The following is a 22,766-nucleotide window of genomic DNA, read 5'->3' as shown; positions in this document are numbered from 1 at the left end:
ATAGCAATTGACCGTGATTTTAACAAGTAAATTTTAAAAAAATGTTGATTTTATCAAAAAAATCTGTCATAATAATAGAAATAAGTTTAATATTATTCGCCACGGCAGAATGTGTCAGAGTGTTTGTGCCAAAGCGGTTTTAAAGGAGAAATTTACTATGACGATACTTGACAGTGTAAAAGGAACAGTAAATACAGCCGTTGATACAATTTCATCGGTAGCTCAGACAATAGTAGAAAAGAACAGAACAAACGCAAAGCTCAACAGATTAAGACTTGTTATGAAAAGCGAAAGCGAGCTTATGAACAGAGCATATATTGCTCTCGGAAAGGTTATGTACGACAGCAGAAAGAAAGGCACTGAAATTAATGACGCCGAGTGCGAAAAGCTTTTGAAGGTTATTGATACTTCAAAGGCCAAAATTGCAAAAGCAAGAGAGTGTTACAGAAAGATTGTCAACAGCTCAAACGATATTTTCTACGGCAATCCCGAGGTTGCTCCAGAGGTTAAAGAGGATGATATTGTTGATATTACAGTAGCTTGCTCAAATGAGGGCGACTACAAGTCATCTCCTTTTAAAGAGGAAAAGCCTGTTGAAAAACAGCCCGAGGCTGTTACCGAAGAAAAGGCAGAACCCGAGCATCTTACAAACATCTGCGACCTCAAGGCAGAGCTTGAGGCAAAGCGTGAAGAAGGATTCTCCGAGTCCGCAGATTCAGACGAGGCAGATGACGGTGAAGCTCCTCACGGTGAACTTTTCTGATAATTTAAATACTTAAAGCTAAAGACCTGCCGATTTCGGCAGGTTTTTCTGCATTTTTAAGATATATTAAAGTCGGAACAATGCTCCGCTTTGCTTTTGAGGGCAAATTATATGCAGTAGATTATACATTATGCCCTTTATGTGTATTGAATTTTTGTGATAAAAATGGTAAAATTCATCAAAGATGAAAATATTCCGAATTAGAATTATTTTCTGGGCAAAAAATACTATAATTAATTAGATATGCACAATGAGATTACTATGTATTGATTTCGGAGGCACAAGTTGAAATTAGGATTGGATATTGGCTCAACAACAATAAAATGTGTTGTGCTTGACGACGAAAACAAATTAATATACAGCACATATGAAAGGCATTATTCCCGAATTACGGAAAAGATTGCAGAAATTCTTGCACTTGTACGGACAAGGATTGACGGCGTTGAAAATGCCTCGGTGGCTCTTTCGGGTTCTGCCGGAATGGGTGTTGCCGAGTCTGTCGGCGTTGATTTTATTCAGGAGGTTTACGCAACAAGAGTTGCCGCCAATACTTTTATTCCGGGTACAGACGTTATAATTGAACTCGGCGGTGAGGATGCAAAGATATTGTTCCTCACAAACGGACTTGAGGTAAGAATGAACGGTACCTGCGCCGGCGGCACGGGTGCGTTTATTGACCAGATGGCAACACTTCTGAATGTTAAGCTTGAGGATATGGACGAGCTTGCAAAACAGCACGAAAAGACATACACAATCGCATCAAGATGCGGTGTGTTTGCAAAGACCGATATTCAGCCGCTCCTTAATCAGGGTGCGAGGAAGAGCGACATCGCAGAGAGTATTTTCAATGCGGTTGTAAGCCAGACTGTTGCAGGTCTTGCACAGGGCAGAGAAATTGAAGGTCAGATTGTATATCTCGGCGGACCTCTTACATTTATGAGCGAACTGCGAAACTGCTTTGACCGCACGCTCGGAACAAAGGGCATCTGCCCCGAAAATTCACTTTATTATGTTGCCTGCGGTGCGGCTTTGTGTGCCGAAAAGACTATTGATTTTGACGAGGTTATCGAAAAGGTAAAGAACTACCGTGGCAGCGGTAACTTTGCGTTCAATCAGCCCCTCTTTAAAAACGAAGAGGAGTACAGAAAATTCTGCGACCGTCATGCAAAGGCTGATGTTAAGCAGAAGGAGCTAAAGGGCTACACAGGCAAGGCTTATATAGGAATGGACGCAGGTTCAACAACCGTAAAGGGTGTTGTCCTCAATGATGACGGCGAGCTGCTCTATTCAAAATATCTGCCATCAAAGGGAAACCCCGTTGAGATTATGAAGCAATTCCTTGACGAGGTTTACGAAATAAATCCCGAAATAAATGTTGTTTCTTCTGCCGTAACAGGTTACGGTGAGGACATTGTAAAGAACGCATTTGCGGTTGATTACGGCATTGTTGAAACAATCGCCCACTTTACCGCCGCAAAATACTTTATGCCCGATGTTGAATTTATCATCGATATCGGCGGACAGGATATCAAATGCTTTAAGATACATAACGGTGCAATTGACAACATCTTCCTTAACGAGGCTTGTTCATCGGGTTGCGGAAGCTTTTTGCAGACTTTTGCAAACGCTCTCGGATATGAGATTGCCGACTTTGCAAAGCTCGGACTTTTTGCAAAGCGTCCCGTTGACCTCGGCTCACGCTGTACCGTATTTATGAATTCAAGTGTTAAGCAGGCTCAGAAAGACGGCGCAACAATTGAAGATATCTCGGCAGGTCTTTCACTCAGCGTTGTAAAGAACGCCCTTTACAAGGTTATTCGTGCGTCAAGCCCCGACGAACTCGGCAAGCGTGTTGTAGTTCAGGGAGGTACTTTCCTAAACGACGCTGTTTTGCGTGCATTTGAACAGGAAATGGGCGTTGAAGTTGTCCGTCCTAACATTGCAGGACTTATGGGTGCTTATGGTGCGGCTCTTTACGCAAAGAAAAAGTCAAAGGGCGTTGGCAAGAGTACAATTACCGACAAAAAGGGACTTGATGAATTCGTTCACGAAATCAAGGTTGCAAACTGCGGTATGTGCAACAACAACTGCCGTCTTACAATAAATTCATTCGGCAAGGGCAGAAAGTTTATTGCGGGAAACCGTTGTGAAAGACCGATCACAAAGAAAGCTCCTGCAAACGATATGAATATGTATGCCTATAAGCTGAATCTCATTGATTCCTACAAGCCTGTTGAAGGCATAAGAGGTAAGCTTGGAATCCCTATGGCGCTCAATATGTATGAGCTTTATCCGTTCTGGTACAGATTTTTTACAGAACTTAAATTTGAGGTGTTCCACTCACCGTATTCAACAAGAAAGCTTTATCAGAGAGGTCAGCAGACAATTCCGAGCGATACCGTTTGCTTCCCTGCAAAGCTTGTTCACGGTCACATTCAGACTCTTATTGATATGGGTGCAGAAACAATTTTCTACCCCTGTCTTTCCTATAATTTTGACGAGCATCTCGGAGATAACCATTACAACTGTCCTGTTGTTGCTTATTATCCCGAGGTTATCAAAAATAATATGAAGGATATACGCAAGGTTCACTTCATAAAGGAATACTTTGGTATTCACCGCCCGAACGATTTTCCGAAGAAAGCCTATGAAAGACTTTCGTTCCACTTCCCCGACCTCACTCTTAACGAGGTAAGAAATGCGGCTAAGCTTGCATATCAGGAACAGGAAAATTACAGAAAAAAGGTTATCGACAAGGGCAGCGAGATTATTGCCAAGGCTGAAAAAGAGGGCAAAAAGATTTTTGTTCTTGCAGGCAGACCATATCATATTGATCCCGAAATTAACCACGGAATCGACAGACTTATCTCAGGCTTTGATGTTGCAATCGTCAGCGAAGATGTTATTTCTCCGAGAGTTGAACATTTCCGGACTCATGTTCTTAACCAGTGGACATACCACGCAAGACTTTATGCGGCGGCAAAATATGTTACAACAAGAAAGGACATGGAGCTTGTTCAGCTTGTATCCTTCGGCTGCGGTGTTGATGCGATTACAACCGATGAGGTAAGAGAAATTCTTGAAAGCAAAAATAAGATTTACACTCAGATTAAGATAGATGAAATTACAAACCTCGGAGCAGTTAAAATCCGAATCCGCAGTTTGCTTGCTGCGCTTGAAAACGATTGATGAAAGGAAATTCTGTTATGGCAGAGTTGAAGTATGACAAAAAAACAGGTCGTTTGCTGTTTACAAAGCAGATGAAAAAGGAATACACAATTCTTATGCCCAATATGGCGCCTATTCATTTTAAAATACTTGAAAAGGTGTTCAACTACTACGGCTATAAGTCTGATTTGCTCGACACAACGGGTCCGGAGATTGCGCAGACAGGTCTTAAATATGTTCACAACGATACCTGTTATCCGGCTTTGCTGGTTATAGGTCAGTTCATCAATGCTCTGCAAAGCGGAAAGTATGATGTTCACAAGGTTGCCCTGATGATTACTCAGACAGGCGGCGGATGTCGTGCGTCAAACTACATTTTCCTTTTGAGAAAGGCTCTCAAAAAGGCAGGCTTTGAGTTCGTTCCCGTAATTTCACTTTCGTTCGGTATGGAGCACAACAGCGGCTTTTCGCTCACACTTCCGCTTATCCGCAGATTTGTCGGCGGTCTTGTGTACGGCGACCAGTTAATGCTGCTTTCAAACCAGACAAAGCCTTATGAAGTGAACAAGGGCGAAAGTATGGCGCTTGTTGATGAGTGGACGGATAAGATTTCCGATATGCTCATACAGGGCAAGGGCTACACTCTTGAAGAAATTGACGAAACTCTTGACCGAATTACAAAGTCATTTACAAAAATAGAGCTTAACAAAGTGCCGAAGGTTAAAGTCGGTATTGTCGGCGAAATCTATGTAAAATACTCCAAAATGGCTAACAACGGTCTTGAGGACTTTCTTGCAGATCAGGATTGCGAGGTTTGCGTACCTGGTCTTATGGGTTTTGCATCATTTAAGGTTGATAACCGTATTGAGGACTACAAGATGTTCGGAGGAAGCAGAGTTAAATACAAATTCTGTTCGATGCTTCTTAACTACCTCACAAAGCTTGAGGGACTTATGGTTGATGCCGCTGAAAAGTACGGCTTTGTTCCGCCTCACAGATATGCTCACACAAAGGAGCTTGTAAACGGTGTTATCGGATACGGCAGTAAGATGGGCGAGGGTTGGTTGCTGACAGCCGAGATGATTGAGCTTGCTGATACAGGTTATGAGAATATCGTATGCACACAGCCTTTCGGTTGTCTGCCAAATCATATCAACGGTAAGGGCGCAATCAGAAAGATTAAAGAAATCAGACCGAATGCCAATATCGTTACCATCGACTATGATCCGGGTGCGCCGAAGGTAAATCAGGAGAACCGTATCAAGCTGATGCTTGCTGTCGGCAAAGAGGAACTCAAGAAAAAGCTTGAGGCTGAAAAAAATGGCGAAAAAGCCGAATCGTCAGAGAAGTCAGAGAAAAAGTAATTTAATATCAATGCTTATGAGTCATCGCAGATGGCGGTGGCTTTTTTATTTTGCGGTAATATCAGGCAGAAAAAGCTAATACAATTTTACAGGGGTTTATCTCGTTTTTAAGGAAAAAATAAGTGTAAAAATCGGGGGATATTATGAAAAAACGACTTAAAGGATTTTTTCAAAGGCTTGCACGGTGGCTGAATGTGCGTGAAATGCGACAGCACAAGGTTAAGGCAGGCGTTTACATCATTATAAGGCTCATACTTGTGTCACTTTTGACTGCCGGCATTTTAAACGGAAAATGGGAGAATGTCATGACCTGCGTGTTAACGCTCGGACTGTTGATGCTTCCGTTGTTCATCGACCGAAAGCTGTCGGTAGCGTTGCCGAGTGTGCTTGAAACGATTGTTGTGCTGTTCGTGTTTGCGGCAAATGTTATGGGTGAGCTCGGTGCGTTCTACGAAAAGATTCCGATATGGGATTCATTGCTCCATACTGTGAACGGCTTTATCTGTGCAGGCGTTGGTTTTGGACTGACCGATATTTTGAACAGAAGCGAACGGGTGAAATTGAGCCTCTCGCCCATGTTCGTGTGCCTGTTTTCGTTCTGCTTTTCAATGACAGTCGGTGTTGTGTGGGAGTTTTTTGAGTTTGGTGCGGATATGCTTTTTGAAAAGGATATGCAAAAGGACACCGTAATCACGGCAATACATTCGGGTTTGATTTCGGGCAAGCCGAATGTGATAATGCACATCAGAGATATAACATCAACCGTTGTGAACGGTGAAAATCTCGGTATTAACGGTTACCTTGACATCGGTCTGATCGATACAATGAAAGATTTGCTTGTTAATTTTGTAGGAGCGGTAGTTTTTGACACCATAGGTTGGTTTTACCTGAAAGGAAGAAGTGCAGGATTTTTGCGGAATTTTATCCCCGTTAAAAAATAATGACGCAATGTTTATGTAAAATCAAATTATATAAATGAGTTGCATATGATATTTGAACGCTATGCGTTCAATCGTGTGCATCGCACACGAACGGGCGAACACGGTTCACCCCTGCAATTTTTTACTTTTAATTTTCAATTAGCAAGAGGGCAGTCACATTGCCGTGACTGCCCTCTTGCTTTTGGTGATATTCTTATATTAAAATTACTTATCTTCCTGAAGTGTGATTTCAACCTCACCATCGCCCGATGATGAGCTGTAATATTTAACCTTGATTTTGTCCCCCGGTTTGTGGGTTTCAAGAATCGCATAAACATCTGCAAAGCTTGTAATTGTTTCGCCGTCAACCTCTGTGATGATATCGCCTTCTTTAAGGCTTGTGCCGTCACACGGGCCGCCCGATACGATACTCTGAACATAAATGCCCTGCGGAATGTTGTAATTTGATGCCTGATCGGAGGTTACTGCAATGCCCGAAATGCCGATTTTTACTCTGCCTTCAACATAGCCGTTCTTTACAAGTGTGTCAACAATGCTTTTTACTGTCTGTGACGGAATTGCAAAGCCCATACCTTCGTAAGTTTCGGAAACAATCTTTGAAGTTGTAATTCCGACAACCTGACCATAGTAGTTTACAAGCGGACCGCCCGAGTTGCCGGGATTGATTGCGGCATCGGTCTGAATGTACTTTGTAAGGCTTGATGTTGAAAGTTTTCTGTCAAGCGCCGAAATAACGCCCTTGGTTGTTGTGTTCTGATAGTCAAGACCGCCGGGGTTGCCGACTACGATAATATCCTGACCAACCTCAAGCTGTGACGAATCACCGAATGTTGCAGGAGTAAGTCCCTTTGCATCGTCCATTTTGAGAACTGCAATATCGGTTCTTGAATCGTAACCTACAACACCTGCCTTGTATACCTTGCCGTCAGATGTTACCACTCTGATCGCATAGGCTGTTTTGCTGTTACCGATTACATGAGCGTTTGTGATAACATAGCCGTCCTGTGAGAAGATAATTCCGCTTCCCTGTGAAGATGCGGTTGTTGTGTCAGCCTGATCGGGTACATCGTCCGAGTAACAGAGAATGCCGACTACCGAGTCGGAAACCTTTTCTGACGCTTTTGCGGCTGTGTAGCTGTTGTTTGTTTTTGCGTCTTTTGGATTGCTTTCAAGCTTCATACCCGAGTAATCCTTGTTCACCTTGTCACTGTAGTCCGACTCATCGTGAGTTTTACCCTGTGATGAGGTGTTAGGAAGGGTTTCAAACGGTGTTGTGCTGTCTTTATTCGGAAGTCTGAACGAATTGCCCGAATCACTTCGGTCGCTGTTCAAATCTTCTTTTATGTCAACCGAAAATCCGTACACCATCATGCCGATAAAACCGATTGTAAGAAGTGAACAGAGAACGATAATCAACGCAATTATTCCGCCCTTTGTTTTCTTTTGGGGGTACTGTGCGAACATCTGCGGATTGTATTGCTGATTGTATGTACCGTTGTTGCCGTAGGGAGGCTGTCCGTACATATTCTGCTGATACGGCGGTACATTCTGATTGTATCCTGTATTGTTCTGATACTGTCCGTACTGCTGATTGTTCTGATTATACTGCGGATTCTGTCCGCTGTAGGGATACTGACCGTAACCGTACTGCCACGGCTGAGCGTAGGTGTTCGGATTCGGATTTTGATTCTGCTGATACGGCGGAACATTTTCAGTCGGATTTGCATTGTTTGCCGTATTTTGATTGTTGTTGCCGAAAATATAATCACCGTAAGGTGTGTTGCCGTTCTGCGGCTGAACATTCTGAGCCTGTTCTTCCTGTGTTTCGGGTTCGGAAACGGGAATTGTCTGTTCCGTGTTCATATTATTGTTTTGTACGGGCTTTTCGGTGAACGGCTTTTGCGGTTCAAACCCACCCATATTGTTGTTGTCAAAATTGTCCATAAAAGTTACTCCTACATTTATTTGTTACCGTGGGGTACAAACTGCGTTTGTCTTTAAGTAATGAAACAAAATTTTTTGCAATAAAATATCTGTCATTACTTGCGGTCGCAAGACTACCCCTACGGGATAGTTTACAAAAAATATTATCATACAACGCTTGACCAAAATCAAGTATTGTAATTTACATTTATATTATACCTTTTCACAAAATCAAAATCAACCTTGTTGTGTTACGGAAGTGTGAGTGTATTTTGAAAGTTTAGTGATAATTGACTAAAACAGGACAAAATGAAGAATTTTTCGACTAATTGTTAAAATTTTCACTAAATCTTCTTTTTAGGTCTTTATATTTTCAAAAATATATTGTATAATAAACTTAAATCGGCAGGTGGGGACGCTTGTCTGCTGAAATTTTTTAAAAAAGGAAGATTAAAATGCCATTAGTAAACGCTAAAGAAATGCTTACAAAAGCAAAGGCAGGCCACTATGCAGTAGGTCAGTTCAACATCAACAACCTTGAATGGACAAAATCAATTCTTTTAACAGCACAGGAACTCAACTCACCTGTTATCCTCGGTGTATCTGAGGGTGCCGGTAAATATATGTGCGGCTACAAAACAGTCGTTGGTATGGTAAACGGTATGCTCGAGGAACTCAACATCACAGTTCCTGTTGCTCTCCACCTTGACCACGGTTCATACGAAGGCGCTAAGAAGTGCATCGAAGCCGGTTTCAGCTCAATCATGTTCGACGGTTCACACTATCCGATCGAAGAAAACATTGAAAAAACAAAGGAACTCGTTGCAACTTGTAACAAGCTCGGTCTTTCACTTGAGGCTGAGGTTGGTGCAATCGGCGGCGAGGAAGACGGCGTAATCGGCATGGGCGAATGCGCAGATCCTAAGGAATGCAAAATGGTTGCAGACCTCGGTGTAACAATGCTCGCAGCAGGTATCGGTAACATTCACGGTAAGTATCCTGCAAACTGGAAGGGCCTCAGCTTTGAAACTCTTGACGCTATCCAGCAGCTTACAGGCGAGATGCCGCTCGTTCTCCACGGCGGTACAGGTATCCCTGCCGACATGATCAAGAAGGCTATCTCACTCGGCGTTTCAAAGATCAATGTTAACACAGAGTGCCAGCTCGCATTTGCAGCAGCTACAAGAAAGTACATTGAAGAGGGCAAGGATCTCGAAGGCAAGGGCTTCGATCCAAGAAAGCTCCTCGCTCCCGGCGCAGAGGCTATCAAGGCTACTGTTAAGGAAAAGATGGAACTCTTCGGTTCGGTTAACAAGGCTTAATTGTAAGCACGCAAACTTAATCTTTACAAAAATTTCAGGGACAGCAAAACGCTGTCCCTGTTTTTATGTTCTGTTTGGTTAACTCAGTTGTATTATAAGACGGTTGTAAAGCCAATTGTTACATCAAAACGGATTGTAATTGTTACTTTAAAACATAAATCGGGTTGACAAATGCGATAATCGGTACTATAATAATTGTCAACCGATAAAATAATTTGGTTGACAATCTGCAAAACAAAAGAAGCGGTTTTGCAAAGGAGAGGTAATTTTATGACAGAAGCAAAAACAAACAGTAAATCAAAAAGTAATGTATTAAGCCTTGTGTATATGGCGATGTTCGTCGCAATCATCACAGTGTGCGCACAGATTCAGATTCCGATGACAGTTCCGTTCACACTTCAAACTCTCGGCATCTTTATGGCTGCGGCTATGCTCGGTTGGAAAAGAGGACTCATCAGCGTTGCGGTTTATGTTCTCCTCGGTGCAATCGGTGTTCCCGTGTTTGCAGGATTCTCAGGCGGAATCGGCGTTCTCGGCGGTCCGACAGGCGGTTATATCATTGGTTTCCTCTTTACGGCACTTATTGTTGGACTTATGACTGATTTTCTCGGCAGAAAGCTTTGGGTGCTTGCGGTTTCAATGGTTGCAGGCCTTGCAGTATGCTACCTTTTCGGTACAATCTGGTTTATGATTGCAATGCATACAGACTTTGTTGCCGCACTTCTCACCTGCGTTGTTCCGTTCCTTCTTGCAGATGCTGCAAAGATTGTTGTTGCAACAGTTTTGGTGAATCGTCTTGACAAAATCATTAAGCTTTAAGTTCAGACCGCACCACAGCCTTTGTGTGCAGTTTTTTGAAGGCAAGGGTTACAGCGATGAATTTGTCTGCGGAATGGCAAAAATAGTGTCGGTTCTTGAAAATAACAACGCAAACCTTACGCTTACGGGCGGTTGTGACGAAATTTGTTCATCGTGTCCGAACCGTGACAACGGCAGCTGCGATGTTACGGGCAAGGCGTCATGCTATGACAAAAGATGTCTTGATTTACTCGGAATGAAAATCGGCGATACTGCCGATTGGAAAGAGCTTTCGAGAATTGCAAGAGAAAATATAATTTTAAAAGACAGGCTTTCGCAGGTGTGCGGTGACTGCAAATGGTCGCATATATGCCGTGATAAAGCCGATAAAATGAAAAGTCTTCATTAATCCTCATAGATATATTATGATAAAAGACCTCACGAATTTCGTGAGGTCTTTTGTTAATACTCGCACTTTTACAAGCGGCGAAACGCTCAACGATAAAAAACACTCGCCCTTTAAATAAGTGGCGAAACACTCAACAGATGGATTAACAAATCCTCTGTCAAAGTTATTATAAATTATTGAAGTTAATAAATCAAGGAGTTTAATAAAATTGTATAAAAAGCACAAACTCGTAGGGGCGTTCATTGGACGCCCGCCTTGATGAAACATTTTGTTTAGTCGCATATGTTTTGATGTGATAAATGTTGTGTATCGAATTTGCACGCATTGCGTGCAAACCGTGTGCAATGCACACGGACGGACGAACACGGTTCGTCCCTACAATATAACAATTGTTTTGCGGCATTTATAAAATTTAATCTGTTATGAAAATTCTGCCGTTACCTGCGGGCGTCCGATGAATGCCCTTACAGGTTGGTACAGACAATAACAATTTTACGCTCGGGCATTTTTAGTTTTCTATTGTACAAACTATCTTCACAAATTGACTGCCGAGGCACTCGGCTACAAAGTTACTTCACTTATAATTAGATAGTAACGCTCGGGTATCGTAAGTTTTTTATTGTACAAACTATCTTCACGAATGGGGTGCCGAGGCACTCGGCTATTGACTTTTGGAGGAAATTGGATTATTATTTAAACTGTATAACTTTAAGTATGCTTATTTTTAGGACAGATGATTTGTGAAGGAGTTGAAAAAAGTGCCGGATCTTTCGATAATTTTCGATATGGGTGTTGTTGCACTGCGTTTTCTTATGCCTGTTTATGCAATAATAATTGTGTACCAGTGCTTTGCCGCAATGCGCCGTCGCCGCCGTCCCGAAACTCCTTTGATTTCACTTTTGAACCCTGCAACGGGCGAGATACTCCCCGTGCTTTTTTGGGAAAATTCAATCGGCAGAAGTAAAAGCAGTGATGTAACCGTTGATGACCCGACGGTTTCAAGAAATCATTGCGTACTCCTTCGCCGTAAAGACGGTTGGTATGTAAGCGATACCGACTCAAAGAGCGGCACAATGCTCAACGGCAAAAGAACAAGAGGCAGAGCAAAGGTGCTTATTGACGATACAATAACAATAGGCGGTACAAGCCTTATAGTAAAAAGAGGCGAGGAGTTCCAACAGCCGTTGCAGTCGAGCTGGTTTTTCTCAAAGGTCAGCGATAAGCCTGCAATGAAATCGTGGAAGCTTATGCTTCTTATTACATTTTTTCACTTCTTTATGTGCGTTCAGGCAATGTTCTGGAATGACGGCACAAATACAATGGCTCCGCTCGTGCTGTTCGGCGCTCTTGCGGCTGTTGAATGGGGATTCTTCTTTATCTCCTATTTTGTAATCCGCAGAGTAAATTTCGAGCTTGAATCGCTTGCCCTGTTTTTGACGGGCATAGGCGTAATGATGCTTATCAGACAGTCGGAACGCTCGGCTTATGTTCAGCTTATTGCTGCCGCAATAGGTATGATTATCTTCTGCGTAATCATCAAGCTGATTGAAGATCCCGATAAGGTAAATAAACTCAGACTTCCGGCAATGATTTGTGCGGTCGGTCTTTTGGGCGTAACAATTGTATTCGGTAAGATTACAAACGGCGCCGCCAACTGGATTTATATCGGCTCGTTTTCATTTCAGCCGTCAGAGCTTGCAAAGATTATTTTCATCTTTATCGGCGCAAGTTCACTTGATGTGTTGATGACAAAGAAGAACCTGCTTGAGTACATTATCTTCTCGGCAGTATGCGTCGGACTTTTGGCTCTTATGGGTGACTTTGGTACTGCGCTCATCTTCTTTGTAACATTTTTGCTCACAGCGTTTATGCGCTCGGGCGATTTCAAGACGATTATTCTTGCTGTTGCCGCCGCAATTTTCGGCGTAACCTTTGTCCTCAAGTTTAAACCGTATGTTGCCGACCGTTTTTCGGGCTGGCGTCATGTGTGGGAACATACTCAGGACAATCTCGGTTATCAGCAGGCAAGAGTTCTCACATATATGGCAAGCGGCGGACTTTTCGGCGTAGGTATCGGCAATGGTTTTTTAAAGCAGGTTGCCGCATCCGAAAGTGACCTTGTTTTCGGACTTGTTTCGGAAGAAATGGGAGTTATCGTTGCGTTCACACTTGCCGTGGCAGTAGGTGCAATGTTTATTTATGCAAGGGCAATTACAACCCGAAGCAGAAGTACCTTTTATTCAATTTCAGCGTGCTGTGCGGCAGGACTTTTTGTCGTTCAGCTTTCTCTCAATGTTTTCGGTGCAACCGATGTTCTTCCGCTTACAGGCGTAACATTTCCGTTTGTGTCTGCCGGCGGTTCAAGTATTATGTCTTGTTGGGGACTTGTTGCATTCATCAAAGCCGCAGACGAGAGAACTTATTCGGTAAAAAGATAAGTTTAGTAAATTGAAAATGAAAAATTGAAAATGGGAAATTGTTGTCGAGAGGAAAAACAGCAAAATAAAATGCTCTATCTCCCGACCGTATTCATAGTGCTTTGCAAGCAAAGCCGCATTTTCTTTAATTTTTCGATTGTTCACTTGATACACAGGGTGGTGTAAGGTTTGAAAAAAATACTTCGCAGAAGTACACTTATATATATAGTTGCGCTTGCGTTTATCGGCGGACTCGGCTATCTTGCCTTTGAGCTTGTAACAGGGGCAGACGATTGGGTTGATCAGGCATATAATGCGCATATAGCAGGTGACGGCGGCCTTGCACAGGCAGGAGCAATTTATGACCGCAACGGCACGGCTCTTGCACAGACGGTTGACGGTAAAAGAGTTTATAACGAAAGCGAGAGCGTAAGAAAATCTCTGCTTCATGTTGTCGGTGATGACAGCCTTAACATTTCAACGGCTGTTCAAAGTATGTATCGTTCTCAGCTGATAGGCTATAACCTTGTTTTCGGACTTAATATGCCGGAATCATTGCGTGCCTCTCACGATATAAAGCTGACAGTCGATTCCGCAACCTGTGCGGCGGCTTATGATGTTCTTGCAGCTTATAACAAAAAAGGTGCATGTGTAATATATAACTACAAAACAGGCGAGGTTATCTGTTCCATAAGCACCATGGCTTACGATCCTCAGGCTCCTCCCGAAATTACCGAGGACAACGAAAGCGAATACGAGGGCGTTTATCTTGATAATGTGCTTTCGTCAACCTTTACTCCGGGTTCAATCTTCAAAATCGTTACATCTGCGGCGGCAATCGAGAATATTCCCGACCTTTATGACCGCACTTGGGTTTGTAACGGAAGTGAGAACATAGGCGGAAGTGAAGTTACCTGTACGGAAACTCACGGAACGCTGACATATAAAGAGGCAATGGCACATTCCTGCAATATTGTTTTTGCAAAGCTTGCCGTTGAACTCGGAAGTGACACAATGACAAAAACTGCCGAGAAAATCGGCATTAACAGCTCCTTTGATGTTGACGGAATTAAAACCGCAAAAGGTTCATATGATGTCAGCGATGCCAATGAAAACCAGCTTGGCTGGTCGGGCGTAGGTCAGTATAATGACAAGGTAAACCCGATGCAGATGGCAATTATCTGCGGTGCAATCGCAAACGGCGGTAAGGCTACAAACCCTACCCTTATCAAAGATGAGTCCATACTCTCCGCACTCGGCATAAACTACAAGAGCAGCGGACAGGAGCTTTTTTCATCCGATACGGCGGCAAAGCTTGATGATGTTATGAGATACACCGTTTCGGATTACTACGGCGACAACCTTTTCGGCGGACTTACAGTCTGTGCCAAAACAGGTACGGGTGAAGTCGGCGATGATAAGAACCCTAACGGCTGGATGGTCGGCTACTCAAAAGATGAGGACTGCCCTCTCGCCTTTGCCTGTGTTGTACAGGATTCGGGTTTCGGTTTCCAATATGCCGGTCCCGTGGTTGAGGCCGCAATGATTCAGGCTGCAAAGAGCCTTGGAGCGTCTGCGGTGCAGTAAATTAAAATTATATTATTGAAAATACAGTTTGACCGATTTTTTCGGTACATTGAAAGGAAGAACCCTGATGAATTTTTTAAAGGCTATGTTCGGCAACTACAGCAAGCGTGAAGTTAAGCGTGTGCAACCAATCTGTGACAAGGTGCTTGCACTCGAAGATAAATATGCGGCTATGAGCGAAAGTGAACTCAAGAACCAGACAACAATTCTTAAAGAAAGACTTGCCAACGGCGAAACAACAGACGATATTCTCCCCGAAGCATTTGCAACCTGTCGTGAGGCAGGCTGGAGAGTGCTTGGTATGAAGCACTTCCCCGTTCAGATTATCGGCGGTATCGTTCTTCACCAGGGCAGAATCGCCGAGATGAAAACCGGTGAAGGTAAAACCTTGGTTGCTACCCTCCCTGCATACCTCAACGCTCTTACAGGCGAAGGTGTTCACATTGTAACAGTCAACGATTACCTTGCCCGCCGTGACTCAGAGTGGATGGGCAAGCTTTACAGATACCTCGGTCTTTCGGTCGGTCTTATCTGCCACGATCTCGATAACGAGGGCAGAAAAAAGGCTTATGCCGCAGACATTACATACGGAACAAACAACGAACTCGGTTTTGACTACCTCCGTGACAACATGGTAGTTTACAAGGAAAACAAGGTTCAGCGTCCACACGCATTTGCGATTGTCGATGAGGTTGACTCAATCCTTATCGATGAGGCGAGAACTCCTCTTATTATTTCGGGTAAGGGCGACAAGTCAACAGACCTTTACGCAAAGGCTGACGCTTTTGCAAAAACTCTTAAAGTTCAGCGTTTTGCAGAACTTGACGCAAAAGAGGATATGGAGGAATATTACAAGGAAAACGACATTGATTATGTTGTTGATGAAAAGCAGAAAACAGCAACCCTCACACAGAGCGGTGTTAAGAAAGCCGAAGAATTTTTCGGTATTGAAAACCTTACCGATCCCGATAACCTTACAATTCAGCACCATGTAAATCAGGCTATCAAGGCTAACGGCGTTATGAAGCTTGATGTTGACTATGTTGTCAAGGACGGCGAAGTTATCATCGTTGACGAATTTACAGGTCGTCTTATGTACGGCCGTCGTTTTAACGAAGGTCTTCATCAGGCTATTGAGGCTAAAGAGGGCGTAAAGGTTCAGAGCGAAAGCAAGACTCTTGCTACAATCACATTCCAGAACTACTTCCGTCTTTACAAAAAGCTTTCGGGTATGACAGGTACTGCTCAGACAGAGTCGGAAGAATTCCAGGAAATCTACAAGCTTGATGTTGTTGAAATTCCTACAAACAAGCCTGTTTTAAGAAAAGACCTCCCCGATTCGGTTTATAAGACAGAAAACGGCAAGTTCCACGCTGTTATTGACGCAATTGTTGAGGCTCACGAAAAGGGACAGCCTGTCCTTGTCGGTACAATTTCAATTGAGAAGTCGGAGCTTCTTTCAAAAATGCTCAAAAAGAGAGGCATCAAGCACAATGTCCTCAATGCAAAACAGCATGAAAAAGAGGCTGAAATTGTTGCTCAGGCAGGTAAACTCGGTGCGGTAACAATCGCAACCAACATGGCAGGTCGTGGTACCGATATCATCCTCGGCGGTAACGCAGAGTATATGGCAAAAGCCGCAATGCGTAAGCAGGGCTTTACAGAGGAGCTTATTGAAGAAGCTACAGGTTATGCGGAAACCGATGATGAAGAAATCATCAATGCAAGAAATACATTCAGAGAACTGAATGACAAGTATAAGGAAGAGATTAAGGGCGAGGCTGAAAAGGTAAGAGAGGCCGGAGGTCTTTACATTATGGGTACGGAAAGACACGAGTCACGCCGTATTGATAACCAGCTCCGTGGTCGTGCAGGCCGTCAGGGCGATCCGGGTGTCAGCCGTTTCTTCCTCTCAACCGAGGATGATCTTATGCGTCTGTTCGGCGGTGACAGAATGAAAATGATGATGGAGCGTATGAATGTTGCCGAAGATATGCCTATTGAGAATAAAATGCTCACAAGTATTATCGAGGGCTCACAGGAAAAGGTTGAGCTTCGTAACTTCGGCATTCGTAAGGATGTCCTCCAGTACGACGATGTTATGAACAAACAGCGTGAAATCATCTACGGTCAGCGTGATCAGGTTCTTAACGGTGAGGATCTCCACGAAACAATCCTCAAAATGGTTGAGGATACAATCGCAACTTCAATCAAGCAGTACCTCCCCGAAGGTCCTGCAGAGCATTGGAACTTCCAGAGTCTTAAGGATTACTATGCAGGCTGGCTTATCAGAGATGATTCTAAGTACGATTTCAGTCTTGAGGATCTTGAAAATATGGAACCCGAAGAGATTCAGAAGATGCTCGTTGACGATGCTCTTGAAATCTACAAGGAAAACGAAGAACTTCTTCCCGAGGAAACAATCCGTGAGATGGAGCGTGTTTACCTCCTCAAGAATGTTGATACACATTGGATGGATCACATCGATAATATGGATCAGCTCAAGAGCGGTATTAGACTTCGTTCATATGGTCAGCACGATCCTGTTGTTGAGTACAGAGTTGAAGGCTTCGATATGTTTGATGAGATGATTGAAAGCATTCGTGAGGATACTGTCAAGATGATGCTCATTATGCCAAAGCGTGTTTATGAGATTCAGAAAAGACAGGATGCAATTGCAGCGGCAAAGAGAGCAGCTCAGAGGGCTGCCGCAGCGGCAAAGTCTGCATCCGATGATGAAGAAGCTGTTGAACAGTCGGACGCCGTAAAGCAGGCGCTTCACCGTGAGCAGGTTGCTCAGCCTACAGAAACTTCTGCAGACGGTACGGATTCTGTCAACAAGACTATCCGTAAGGGCAAGAAAATCGGCAGAAACGATCCCTGTCCGTGCGGCAGCGGTAAAAAGTACAAGAAGTGCTGCGGCAGAGATCTTTAATATGTTTGCATAAAGCGGTTTGTATAATTGCGATTTAAGTGAATTACATTTTGAGGGGCAGAGAGCAATACTCTGCCCTTTATTTGTGCCGAATTTTCAAGGTATTCGGTGATTAATTTGATGAGATATAGATATTGATTATAAAAATATATCTGAAAAATTCTGCAAAATGCTGGTTTTAGGGCATTTTAAAAGCAGCAATCGCAAAATAATACATATTTCCGCACGCACAGCTTGGAGTAAACCTGCATAAAATTTTTGATATTTTTGAAAAAAGAATTAAAAATCAACAAATTTAGTGCCGAAATTGACTTTTTAACTGCCTGTTAAGGTTGTACAATGGGTATAATTTATCTTAAACACAAAAAATGGCGATAAATAAGCAATAAAATCACATTATGGTCAAAAATATTAAATCGTGCTTGCAGATATGCAAAATAACCAAAAACATTACCCAAAGTTTAGCTATATTGCCTCTACAAATATGCAATAAAATATTATATAATTGTATACAAGTAAAAAAGAAGAACAAATTCAAAAAATTGCGTTTCATAATTAGTTGGCAGATATGTTGGACTGTCCTATGCAGTTCTGTTTAATTGTACTTTGACTGCCAAAACAAAGTAATCGGCAATGAAGGAGAAGAAAAAATTATGAAATTAAGTAAAAAGCTTTGCATAACCGCAAAGAAAAGCTTTTCTCTTGTGCTTGCACTTACCCTCATGCTTTCGATATGTGCCGTGTCGGGTATGTCGCTTAATGTGTTTGCGGCAACATCTTTGGATCAGAAGATTTACATTAACCTGAACAAGAATAAGGAATGGAATGGTTTTTCTTCTGTTACATGTCGTTTTGCTCAGGATGACGGCACGGTTCTTAAAACAGAAAAAGTAAGCAAAGATCCTTCGTCGGGAGTTTTTAAAACCATTGCACCATCCGGTGCAACAAAAATTGAGCTTTCTTCCGGGGTTAATTTTACTCTTCCCGAAAAGACTGTTGCAAACGGTTCCCGCCGTATCTATCTTAATAACAGCAATAATACCTATAATGAGGCTTATGCATATTCTTGGGTAAACGATACTGACTCCAACGCAGAGTGGCCGGGTGTTGCAATGACTAAGACATCTTCAGGCAGCGATTACTACTATGTAGATGTTAAGTCATCCCATAAAAATGTAATCTTCAGCAACAAGGGCGAAACACAAACAAGCGACCTCGGTATTAACGACTCATACAGTAAAGATAATGCTCTTTATGACGCTTCAAAAAGTCAGTGGACTAACCCGTTCATCAAGACCATCGACATTTCTGGTGCTTCGGGTGACACAGAATTTTATCTTACAACTGACGGCTCGTTCAAAGAAAGTAAATACCTTTCTGTTGAAGCTCCCGACAAACAGTCAAAGGCAACATATAAAACAGTTTATGTTTCAAACGATGACTGGAAGTCGCTTACAAAGGTTTATGCAACTTTTGACTACAACGATGCCTATGAAGGAACAGTTGAGCTTACAAAAGACACCATAGACACCAAGGTAAGCGGTTCTGTGGTGTTCAAAGGTGAAATTCCGGCGGGTGCGCTTTTAAGATTCCATCCGAACGAACATAACCTCAACGGTGCATCTTCCGCAACTTCATATCCGACAGGTTCGGGATATGATGGTTCGGGCTACAGCAAGAACACGGCTACATATGTTAAGACAGCCAGAGGCGAAGGCTGGACAAAATTCTCGGAAATAGACAATGTAAACTATGGTGCTGTCGTTGAAAATTCATTCTCAGATAATCCTAACATCGTAGGCGTTGACGCAACATACTTTGACTACTGGTCTGATATGGAGCAGGAGAAAGGGTATCTTCAGTGTCAGGGTAACGACAATATGTATGACTATTGGTATCAGTTTGATAACTTCAACAAGTACATAAGCGACATTGCTTTAGATCATCAATCGGACTGGAAGTATCCTCTCTACTTCGGTAATATGTATAAGGGTGGGGAACACTACAAAGAATTTACGGACCACGTAGCAGGACTTACAAACATCAACGATTATAAAGATAACTATTACTATGCAGTAAACAACTCCAACGGTATGGCATGGGGCGACGGTAATTATAACCAGTCCTTACAGGGTCTTATGTACAACAGGCTTGACAGTAAGGGCAATCTTCAGGTTGCAAATGGTGTCAAGGCTCCTTACTTTGATGCTGAGGCACTTTCAACCGCTAAATATAATGATAAAAGAGTTGCCAATGTTTATAAGTCATCTTTCCCGTTCCGTACAACTACTGCCCCTGATGGTGTTACTACTTATGAATTCACTTCAAAAGATGCAACCGATAACATCTACTTCACATGGGACGGCCTTACACCTACAAAAATTAACTACGGTGCGGGCGAACAATTTGGTGTACATGATGATTTGGGAAAATTCGGCGGTACAGAAAACGGTTATGGTGTTTTCCCATTCAACAATACTCAGAATACATCAACGGGCAAGGGTACTAACGATAACCTTGACTATGGTTTCGGTATCAGACTTGATATAGACTTCAGAGTTCCGAAAGATGGTATGCTTGCAGACAACAAACCTGCAACCTTTAACTTCAGCGGTGACGATGACCTTTGGGTTTATATCGGTGAAGATTCAACAGGTGCTAACGCAGAACTTGCTCTCGACCTCGGCGGTGACCATAAAGAGGCAAAAGGTTCAATTGACTTTAGTACAATGCAAGCAACAGCTAACGATGTATTTGCCGACTACTCACCTTCATCATCGTCGACAAAACTTACAGTTCCGAGTGGTGAGTTTTGGGTTAAGACAGGTGATTATGCTAGCTTCTGTTTGAATGTTTGGCAGGATACAAAGGTTGGTGTATATAATGCAGATGGATATTATGTAGATCCTTATGAAATATCAGACGGTTTTTACAAATTCAAAAAGGATCTACTTGGCAGCAATACAGAAGTTAACTTCTGTAAGTGGAAGAATATGGGTACCGGCGGCACGCTTAAAGCAAACCTTAAGCTTTCAGATCTTTACGGTAAAATGTGGAACGGTGACGGCACTCCGTATACCGGAGACGCTTTGTCACATCCTACAAACCTTGGCAAAGTTACAAAGACAATCAACAATGGTGTTCAGCTTGATCCTAACAAGACATACCATATGGTGGTATTCTATATGGAGCGTGGTGAGGCTGAGTCTAACTTCTCAGTAAACTTCACAATGACACCTGCCAACAATGACCTCAAGGTTACAAAGGCACTTGATACAGGCGATGTTGTTTCTGAAATTTCAGATGACCTCAAAGCTAATGAAACTTTTGATTATACAATCAAAGAGAACGATAAAGATACCTCCGGTAAAAGCTACAAGCTTACAAAATCAGACGAAAACATAAGCAGTGAAACTCTTTCAAACAGCGGTTTCACACTTAAAGATAATTATATGGCTGACTTTGACAACTCATTCAAGACCGGCAACGATATGAAGGTTAACGAGTCAACAGACAGCAGTAATCTTAAATACACAACGAACTGGGAACTCGTTAACAACAGAGTCGGTTCAATAATCAAGAGCGGTTCAGCTACGAACTCGGAATTCAAGCTTGTAGATGACAAGGATGACAGTGCTTATGCACAGCTCCAGCTCAACTATACCAACAGTATAGTGACAGCACCTCTTGAAATTTCAAAGGATGTTGTTGGTGAAGACGGTACAACCGATTACGATACAAATCAGCAGTTTACATTTGCGATTGCTCTCGACTTTGACGGCAAGGGTTCAACCTATGATTACAAGACCTATCCTCTTGAGTATAAGCTCAAAGAAAAGGGCGCAAGAGATTATTCAAGCACAGCTTACCGTACACCCTTGGACGGTTCGTTTACAATCAAAAAGGGCGAAAGCATTAAGCTTCTCAATATTCCTGTAGGTGCAACCTATAAGATTACAGAGAAAAATGTTATAGGTTATGTTCCCTATAAAGTAGGCGATCAGAACTTCAACGGTACATTTGTCGGTACTCTCGCCAAAGCAGGAAATGCGCTTAACTTTATCAATAAGGTTAATCCTACAAACATTGCCATTTCGGTAAATAAAACTCTTGACGGTCAGGCTTACAGCGGCAGCAAGTTCGTTTATACATTGACAGGTCTTGAATCAATGGATACAGCAAAACAGGATGCCGACGGCAAACCTATCAAGACAAACAGCGCAAAAACAATTTCCACGAATTTGAAAACACCTGACGCAAGCGGTAAGGTTGAATTCAAAAACCTCAAATTAGTCACTGCGGGTGTTTACAGATTTAAGATTACCGAGGCTCTTGCCGAGGGTGAAAATGCATCCGATTATAAAATGGATACAAACACCTGGCTTGCCGAGATTGAATTGCTTGAAAGCGGTGAAGTAACGCCGCCTAAGTATATTAAGGTTAAGAACTCAGATATTGAAGGCAAAACCGATGCTGAGCTTGCAGGTTACTTCAACGATTCTACTTCTGTTAAAGAAAATGAAGCCCTGTTTGCAAATGAAACAACACACGGAAGCGCAACAGTAAACAAGAAGAATCAGACAGGCGGTAATGTAAGTGATACGGAATTTGCGGTGATGAAGGTGTCCGGTGAGGATATCTTTACTGCAGATGATATCAATACAATCATTAATGATGCCTCAATGAAAACTCATATGGCTTCTAAAAAGACAGACAGCAACGGTCAGGCTGTGTTTGACAAACTGACAATCTTCAAGGACGGTCAGGGCGAGTTTACAAAAACAAACGGTAAAGTTGTATGGAACAAAAGTTCCGACAATTATATAACAGGTACTTCAACATCTCAAACATACTGTCTGTTTGAGTACAAACCGTCAGATGGTTACACCCCGAACTACACACTTTCCTACTTCACACTTCCTGTTGAGGGTGAGTACAATGTTACATATAATTATGTTGACGGTGCAATCACAATGCCACAGGCAAGCGGTGACGGTATGAACGGCTATGTTGTTCTCGGTTTGTCGGTTGCAGGTCTTGCGGTGACAATGTTCACGGGCTACGCAATCTATTACGGAAAAGTTCGTAAAAAACGCAGAGCAGGACGCAGAAAGTAACCCGATATGATTTGAATTGTTA

At 42.7% G+C, this 22,766-nt stretch carries 12 protein-coding genes; 11 read left to right on the top strand and 1 reads right to left on the bottom strand.

Annotated features, from left to right (window positions below):
* The first annotated feature begins 157 nt into the window (after positions 1-157).
* The 4 genes from AC2HW8_RS02645 to AC2HW8_RS02630 all read left to right on the top strand — a co-directional run bounded on the left by AC2HW8_RS02645 (position 158) and on the right by AC2HW8_RS02630 (position 6,236).
* The gene (locus AC2HW8_RS02645; protein WP_015523103.1) at positions 158-763 is read left to right on the top strand and encodes a hypothetical protein; all 606 of its coding nucleotides are present in this window, start codon (positions 158-160) and stop codon (positions 761-763) included.
* A 285-nt stretch (positions 764-1,048) separates the two neighbouring features.
* Positions 1,049-3,952: an acyl-CoA dehydratase activase gene (locus tag AC2HW8_RS02640; protein WP_117951611.1), complete on the top strand. Its 2,904-nt coding sequence runs from the start codon at positions 1,049-1,051 to the stop codon at positions 3,950-3,952.
* A 17-nt stretch (positions 3,953-3,969) separates the two neighbouring features.
* Positions 3,970-5,295: a 2-hydroxyacyl-CoA dehydratase gene (locus AC2HW8_RS02635; RefSeq protein ID WP_015523104.1), complete on the top strand. Its 1,326-nt coding sequence runs from the start codon at positions 3,970-3,972 to the stop codon at positions 5,293-5,295.
* 143 nt (positions 5,296-5,438) lie between these two features.
* Positions 5,439-6,236, top strand: a complete 798-nt coding sequence (locus AC2HW8_RS02630) for a DUF2238 domain-containing protein (RefSeq protein WP_021883801.1) — start codon at positions 5,439-5,441, stop codon at positions 6,234-6,236.
* Between the two features lie 204 nt (positions 6,237-6,440).
* Here the strand turns inward: AC2HW8_RS02630 and AC2HW8_RS02625 are convergent, their stop codons facing one another.
* Positions 6,441-8,180, bottom strand: a complete 1,740-nt coding sequence (locus AC2HW8_RS02625; RefSeq protein WP_484327111.1) for a S1C family serine protease — start codon at positions 8,178-8,180, stop codon at positions 6,441-6,443.
* A gap of 434 nt (positions 8,181-8,614) precedes the next feature.
* Between AC2HW8_RS02625 and fba the strand changes: the two genes are divergently transcribed.
* The 7 genes from fba (at position 8,615) to AC2HW8_RS02590 (ending at position 22,744) form a co-directional block, all read left to right on the top strand.
* Positions 8,615-9,481, top strand: coding sequence for a class II fructose-1,6-bisphosphate aldolase (fba, locus tag AC2HW8_RS02620; RefSeq protein WP_101029101.1), 867 nt, complete (start codon positions 8,615-8,617; stop codon positions 9,479-9,481).
* A 270-nt stretch (positions 9,482-9,751) separates the two neighbouring features.
* On the top strand, positions 9,752-10,300 hold the full coding sequence (locus AC2HW8_RS02615) for a biotin transporter BioY (RefSeq protein WP_337806225.1): 549 nt from the start codon (positions 9,752-9,754) through the stop codon (positions 10,298-10,300).
* Positions 10,278-10,688, top strand: a complete 411-nt coding sequence (locus AC2HW8_RS02610) for a DUF1284 domain-containing protein (RefSeq protein WP_101029100.1) — start codon at positions 10,278-10,280, stop codon at positions 10,686-10,688. The genes AC2HW8_RS02615 and AC2HW8_RS02610 overlap by 23 nt, the downstream gene beginning before the upstream one ends.
* 758 nt (positions 10,689-11,446) lie before the next feature.
* Complete coding sequence (locus AC2HW8_RS02605) at positions 11,447-13,126, top strand: FtsW/RodA/SpoVE family cell cycle protein (RefSeq protein ID WP_484327110.1); 1,680 nt, start codon at positions 11,447-11,449, stop codon at positions 13,124-13,126.
* Between the two features lie 168 nt (positions 13,127-13,294).
* Entirely contained in the window at positions 13,295-14,692 is a 1,398-nt protein-coding gene (locus tag AC2HW8_RS02600; protein WP_117882628.1) for a penicillin-binding transpeptidase domain-containing protein, read from the top strand.
* 67 nt (positions 14,693-14,759) lie between these two features.
* Positions 14,760-17,627, top strand: coding sequence for a preprotein translocase subunit SecA (gene secA / locus AC2HW8_RS02595; protein ID WP_021883794.1), 2,868 nt, complete (start codon positions 14,760-14,762; stop codon positions 17,625-17,627).
* Between the two features lie 653 nt (positions 17,628-18,280).
* Positions 18,281-22,744: a DUF7601 domain-containing protein gene (locus AC2HW8_RS02590; RefSeq protein ID WP_484327109.1), complete on the top strand. Its 4,464-nt coding sequence runs from the start codon at positions 18,281-18,283 to the stop codon at positions 22,742-22,744.
* Positions 22,745-22,766: the final 22 nt, after the last annotated feature.

The sequence above is a fragment of the Ruminococcoides sp. genome, from assembly GCF_057037865.1.
Note: the sequence above shows the minus strand (reverse complement) of the source record. Positions and strands in the feature narration are given on the sequence as shown.